This is a genomic window from Streptacidiphilus neutrinimicus, assembly GCF_000787815.1.
In the GTDB taxonomy this organism is placed as follows: Bacteria; Actinomycetota; Actinomycetes; order Streptomycetales; family Streptomycetaceae; genus Streptacidiphilus; species Streptacidiphilus neutrinimicus.
The window spans coordinates 21,155-27,313 of the sequence record NZ_BBPO01000057.1; the positions used below are offsets into that span (position 1 = coordinate 21,155).

General features: G+C 72.8%; 5 protein-coding genes. 3 read left to right on the forward strand and 2 right to left on the reverse strand.

Features of this window, described 5'->3' with window-relative positions:
* The first annotated feature begins 150 nt into the window (after positions 1–150).
* A complete protein-coding gene (locus TR48_RS28630) occupies positions 151–936 on the forward strand; it encodes a hypothetical protein (RefSeq protein ID WP_042372680.1) in 786 nt (261 codons plus the stop codon).
* A 146-nt stretch (positions 937–1,082) separates the two neighbouring features.
* A complete protein-coding gene (locus TR48_RS28635; protein ID WP_042372682.1) occupies positions 1,083–2,075 on the forward strand; it encodes a hypothetical protein in 993 nt (330 codons plus the stop codon).
* 302 nt (positions 2,076–2,377) lie between these two features.
* Here TR48_RS28635 and TR48_RS28645 read toward each other — a convergent pair whose 3' ends face one another.
* The gene (locus tag TR48_RS28645) at positions 2,378–3,367 is read right to left on the reverse strand and encodes a sigma-70 family RNA polymerase sigma factor (RefSeq protein WP_236652371.1); all 990 of its coding nucleotides are present in this window, start codon (positions 3,365–3,367) and stop codon (positions 2,378–2,380) included.
* A gap of 154 nt (positions 3,368–3,521) precedes the next feature.
* Between TR48_RS28645 and TR48_RS28650 the strand changes: the two genes are divergently transcribed.
* Positions 3,522–4,313, forward strand: a complete 792-nt coding sequence (locus tag TR48_RS28650) for an SDR family NAD(P)-dependent oxidoreductase (RefSeq protein WP_042372688.1) — start codon at positions 3,522–3,524, stop codon at positions 4,311–4,313.
* Between the two features lie 60 nt (positions 4,314–4,373).
* Here the strand turns inward: TR48_RS28650 and TR48_RS28655 are convergent, their stop codons facing one another.
* The gene (locus tag TR48_RS28655; RefSeq protein ID WP_042372690.1) at positions 4,374–5,963 is read right to left on the reverse strand and encodes an MDR family MFS transporter; all 1,590 of its coding nucleotides are present in this window, start codon (positions 5,961–5,963) and stop codon (positions 4,374–4,376) included.
* Between the last annotated feature and the right edge of the window lie 196 nt (positions 5,964–6,159).

Sequence of the window (6,159 nt, forward strand, 5' to 3'; positions counted from 1 at the left end):
GGCCCGCCGTGACCTTCCGGACACGGCGGCCCGTCCCTTTCGTCCCTGGCGTGGCGCGTCGGCGCGTCACTAGCATGCCCCCCAACGAGCGATCCACTGAGCCAACCGGGTGAGCCACGACGTGGGGCCGTCCGGGCGATGGGGGCGTGCATGACCGCGAACACGAACGCGAAGGACGAGCTGGACACGTTCCACGTGCTCACAGCGCTGCTGCTGACCCCGGGACAGTTCCCGAGCGTGCTCGGGGACGACTACCCCGAGGCCTGCGCGCTGCTCGGCCTGGAGCCCTGGGCGGACGGCTACGGCCTGCTCTTCGGCCAGGACGCCTCCGGCGCGCGCTGGACCGTCGTCTCCGACGACGCCGCGCTGATCGGCTGTGCGATCGCCGCGTGGGACTGCGGCATGCCGTACGAGCTCTCCGCCCCGGACCGCACCGTCGTCGAGACCATCGCCGGCTGGCCGCTCGCCCTCACCGTCGCCACCCCCGGCGTGCCCGAGCCGCACGACCCCCGGCCCGCGCCGGGCGAGCGGCTGCTCACCGCCCCCGACCCGCAGACCTGGGGCCCCGCGCAGCGCCGCATGGCCGCCGACGACGTCGCCAAGCAGTGGCTCACCTGGCGGCGACAGGTCGGCCTGCACGCCTCCTTCGACCAGACCGGGGCCCAGCCCCCGGCCCACATCCAGCGCGTCCTGACCGAGGCCATCGGCTACACCAGCGACCCCCCGCCCGCCGGGCGCGTCCGCTCCGCGCCCGGGCCCGAGGGCGCCCGCATCGTCCGCGCCGACGGCCCGGGCTGGTCGCTGGCGGCGAACACGGAGGACATCGCCCTCCTCCTGCTCGACGAGAAGCCCCACGAGGTCCTCCCCCTCGGCCGCGGCCCCTCCCTCCCGGGCCTCCTCCGCGCCCTCGACGAGATGGCCCGCACCTCGGCGTAGCCGAGCGGGGTTCAGGGCCCTGCGTGGCCTGTCGCGCCCACGCCGGGGGCTCCTCCCGGCCGAAGGCTGGGGGAGGAGCCCCCATGTCAGCAGCGCCTCGCGCCCCTGACGGCTGCGCCGAGGGTGGGCGGGCGCAGACTGGTGGGGTGACGTCCATCAGCAGGCGCGGGGTGCTCGCGCTCGGGGCCGGGCTGGTCGCCGGTGTGGCCGGGTGCACCTCGTCGAGTCGGCACCCGACGGCGGCGGCGTCCTCGCCGTCCGTGCGCCCCTCCCCCACGCTCACGCACCCCGGGCCAAGCCCCAGCCCCAGCGCGTCGGCGCTCCACGTCACCGCGCCGTGGCGGCCCAGCCCCAACGACATCCAGCCGCAGGTGAAGCTCCGCGCCGTGCGGCTGATCGAGGCGCTCGGCACCTGGCCCGTCGGCGGGCAGGGCGTGGCGGCCGCGCGGAGGAGGGCCGCGGCCGCGGGGTACGACCCGGCCCTCGCGGACCAGGCCGGGGGGCTGTTGACCGCCGCGCCCGAGGCAGCCGTGCAGGTGCTGGCGGCGCAGTACGGCGGGATCCTGAGCGACTCCGCCAGTGTGCTGGTCGTGTGCCGCCAGTACACGCCGGGGAACGACAGCGGCGGGACCACCGTCGACGTGCGGCTCAGCGCCGCGCAGCCGCAGTGGGACGTGACCGCGCTGCATCCCGCCGCTCCCGGCGCTCCGGCCGCCTCGCTGTCGGGCGCGGCCCGCGCCGTCCTCGCCGACGTGGAGGCGATCACGCTGCCGCCCGCCGCGCACGCGGACGTGCTCAGCGGGAACGTGCACGACAGCGCGCTGAACGCGATGCTCACGCTGGCGCGCAGCCACCGGATCATGCTCAGCGTGGTCCGCTCCGGACACCCGATCTACGTGTTCGGGACGAACCGTCCGAGCGACCATCCCCAGGGGCGCGCCTTCGACGTGTGGACCATCGACGGCCACGCCGTCATCGACCCGGCGACCCCGCGCGCGCTGGTGGAGAGCTTCATGCGCGCGGCGGCCGCGGCCGGCTCGTACAACGTCGGCGGGCCCTACCTGCTCCCCGGCGCGGGCAACCAGTTCTTCAGCGACGACACCCACCACGACCACGTCCACGTGGGCTTCGACTTCTAGCGCCGGGCCCCGGTCACTGCGCGAGCGTGTCCTCGAAGCCGAACAGCGCGACCAGAGCCGGATCGTGGAACGAGACCACGCGGGAGATCGCCCGTGGCGGTGGCGGACAGCACCACGGCGCCCTCGGCCCGCAACACGGCGTCCGCGTCCCGGCGGTACCGGACGGCGACGGGCTGGCCGTTCGCGGTCGGCTCGCTCTTCGTTCGGCTTCGTCTCGTCGCGGTGGGCCCTCGTCGGGCCGACCGTCGCCAGGTAGACCTCCCCCGCCTCTAAAAGGAATCGGCGACCGCCGGACCACGGGCCTAGAGCTGGTCCGGCAGCCCGAACCACGGCAGCACGCCGGCCTCGAAGCGCGAGAGGGCGCAGATCCGGTCGCCGCTCAGACCCAGCACGATCAGGCCGGTGGCGCGGCTGCCGCCGCCCGGGGTGCGCAGGTACGCGCCGAAGGCGGGCTGGCCGTTGGCGCGGACGGGGACGAGGTCGAACCGGCGGCCCGCGCCGAACAGGGCGGCGACGAATCGGGAGACGATCTCACGGCCCTCGTACTCGAAGGGGATGGGCGGCATCGACATGAAGACGTCGTCGGTCAGCAAGGTCACCAGGGTTTCGAGGTCCGCGGCCTCGTAGGCGGCCACGAACCGCGCGACCAGGGCCTGTTCCTGCGGTGACCCCGCCGCCGGGGCGACGTCGTGCGCGCGCGACGTCCGCTCCAGGGTCGCCCGCGCCCGCTTGAGCGCGCTGTTGACGGACTCCACCGTCGCGTCCAGCATCGCCGCCGCCTCGCCGGCGTGGAAGCCGAGGACGTCGCGCAGGACCAGCACGGCGAGCTGACGGGGCGGCAGGAGCTGAAGGGCCGTCACGAAGGCCAGCGAGAGCGACTCGGTCTGCTCGTAACGGGCCTCGGGGCCGGGCGGCGGCAACGGCGCGTCGGCCGCCGTCGCCTCGGGGAACGGTTCCAACCAGACGGCCTCACCGAGCCGGGACGGCTCGGGCGGCACCACACCGGGGACGTTCCACTCCCGAGCCCCGCGCCGCTTCGCCGACCGCAACGCGTTGAGGCAGCGGTTGGTGGCGATCCGGTACAGCCAGGTGCGCAGGGAGGCGCGGCCCTCGTAGCCGTCGAGGCCCTGCCAGGCGGCCAGCAGGGTGTCCTGGAAGGCGTCCTCGGCGTCCTGGAGGGAGCCGAGCATCCGGTAGCAGTGCACCTGGAGTTCGTGTCGGTGCGGTGCGGTGAGCTGCCGGAACGCCTCACCGTCCCCGGCCCTCGCCCGCTCGATCAGTTCGGTGGTCACCCGCGCCGCCCTCCTCGCACCCCGCCGCTTCTCGCACCCCGCCTCTTCCATCCTGGACAGGCACCGGCCGGGGCACGAACCGGGCGGTTCCGGCCCGCCCAGTTCCTGCTCCCCCTCGTGTCTGCACCAACGACAGCACAACGAGGAGGCAGAGATGTTGCTCAAGGACAAGATCGCGGTGATCTACGGTGCGGGCGGCGCGGTCGGCTGTGCGGTCGCACGCGCCTTCGCGGCCGAGGGGGCCTCCGTGTTCCTCACCGGTCGGCGCCTGGAGACGGTCGAACCGGTCGCGAAGGAGATCGTCGCCGAGGGCGGGTCCGCCAAGGCGGCCGAGGTCGACGCGCTGGACGAGAGCGCGGTGGACGCGCACCTGCGGTCCGTGGTGGAGCGGACGGGCCGGCTGGACGTCTCGTTCAACGCCGTCGGCGTTCCGGACGGGGCGATCCTCGGCACGCCGCTGCCGGAGCTCGACCTCGAGACGTTCCTCCGCCCGGTCACGGACTACACGCGGTCGTACTTCCTGACGGCCCGGGCCGCCGCGCGGCGGATGCTGCCGCACCACTCGGGCGTGATCATGACCGTCACCGCGATCCCGGCGCGCATGGGCAGCGCGCTGAACGGCGGCTACGGTCCGGCGTCCGCGGCCAAGGAGGCGATGACCCGGGACCTCTCCGCGGAGCTCGCGCCGCACGGGATCCGCGTGGTCGGCCTCCGCCCGCACGGCCTGCCGGAGACGGCCTCGCTGCGGGCGGTGCACGCGGCCAAGGCCGAGGCCACGGGCCTGAGCTGGGAGCAGTTCGAGGCCTATCTGGCCGCCTCCAGCCACACCCGGCGGACCATGCGGGTGCAGGAGCTGGCCGACGTGGCGGCCTTCATGGCCTCGGACCGGGCCGGCGGCATGACCGGGACCATTGTCAATTTGTCGATGGGCCGACTCGACGACTGACGCCGCACAAGCGAAGGGCCCGGACCGCCGAGCGGTCCGGGCCCTTTCGAGCGAGAGACGTCAGTGCGCCGGCGGCGCGTCCGGAGCGGGACCGCCGAGGGCCTTCAGCGGGATCTCCTTCAGCACCAGGGCGAAGCCGAGCGCGATCACGATGAACGGGACGCCGATCAGGAACAGGTCGCCGATGGCGTGCGCGAAGGCCGCCGTGACGTGGTGCCTGACCGGCTCCGGCAGCGCCTTGATGGCCTGGACGTTGTTGGTGTCCATGCCCTTGAGCGCGCCCGTGCCCCTCGGAGAACCGGCGAACTCCTGCTTGAGGTAGTGGGTCAGCCGGCTGGTGAGCACGGTGCCGAAGATCGCCGTACCGATGGAGGCGCCGATCTGGCGGAAGAACGTGGCCGACGCGGTGGCGACGCCCATGTCACGGAAGTCCACCGCGTTCTGGACTGCGGTGACGACCGTCTGCATGGTGAGGCCGAGGCCCGCGCCGAAGGCGAAGGCGAACAGGGCCACCTGCCAGTACGGCGTGGTGTTGGTCAGCGTCGACAGCAGCAGCAGCGAGCCGATGATGACCAGCGCGCCGAGAATCGGGAAGATCTTGTACTTGCCCGTCTTGGCCATGACGCGGCCGGAGCTGATCGCGGTGGCCATGATGCCCGCGACGGCGGGGAGCATGCCGAGGCCGGACTTGGTCGCCGACATGCCCTGCACGGCCTGGAGGTAGACCGGCAGGTAGATGATGCCGCCGAACATCGCGAAACCGGCGAAGAAGCCGAAGCCGTTGCCGATCCGGAAGACCGGGTTGCGGAACAGCCGCATCGGCAGGATCGGCTCCGCGGAGCGCTGCTCGACCAGGCAGAACACGACGGTCAGCAGCACCGAGCCGATGCACAGCGCCAGGCCCTGCCAGCTCGTCCAGCCGTAGCTGGTGCCGGCCCAGTTCAGGTAGAGCAGCAGGCTGGTGACGGCGGTGACGATCAGCGCCGAGCCGAGGTAGTCGATCTTGTGCTCGCGCCGGTTGACCGGCAGCTTGAGCGCGAAGGAGCAGACGACCAGCGCGCCGATGCCGACGGGCAGGTTGATGTAGAAGATCCAGCGCCAGCCGATCGAGTCGGTGAACCAGCCGCCGAGCAGCGGGCCGGCCACGCTGGCCAGGCCGAAGACGGCGCCCATGAGGCCCTGGTAACGACCGCGCTCGCGCGGGGGGATGACGTCGCCGATGATCGCGAAGGCGAGCGACATCAGGCCGCCGCCGCCGATGCCCTGGATGGCGCGGAAGCCGATCAACTCGCCCATGTTCTGGCTGAGACCGGCCAGCGCCGAGCCCACCAGGAAGATCACGATCGCGGCCTGGAAGATGATCCGGCGCCCGTACAGGTCGGAGATCTTGCCCCAGAGCGGCGTGGCGGCCGTCGAGGTCAGCAGGTAGGCGGTGACCACCCAGGAGAGCTTGTCGATGCCGCCGAGCTGGCTCACGATGGTGGGCAGCGCGGTGCCGACGATGCTCTGGTCCAGAGCGGCCAGCAGCATGCCCGCCATCAGGCCGCCCATGACGACCATGATCTGCTTGTGGCTGAGGTAGTTGGGGCCGTCGGCCGGAGCCTCCGGGCCGGGCGGGGTGACCGGGGTGTCGGTCGAGATCTCTGACATGCCAGGCACCGTACTGCATGGGTAGGACAACCGATACGGCGGGGCTAGCCTTACGGCAAGTAAGCTGCGAACGGCGAGGTTACCGGGCGTTCACTTCTGTGTCGGCACCCCGTTCTGTCCCGAAAAATCCCACCCGTGGCGGGGCTCGTCGCCCGAACTCGTGGCGGTCGCTTGCCAGCACCCGCACTCCCGCCGC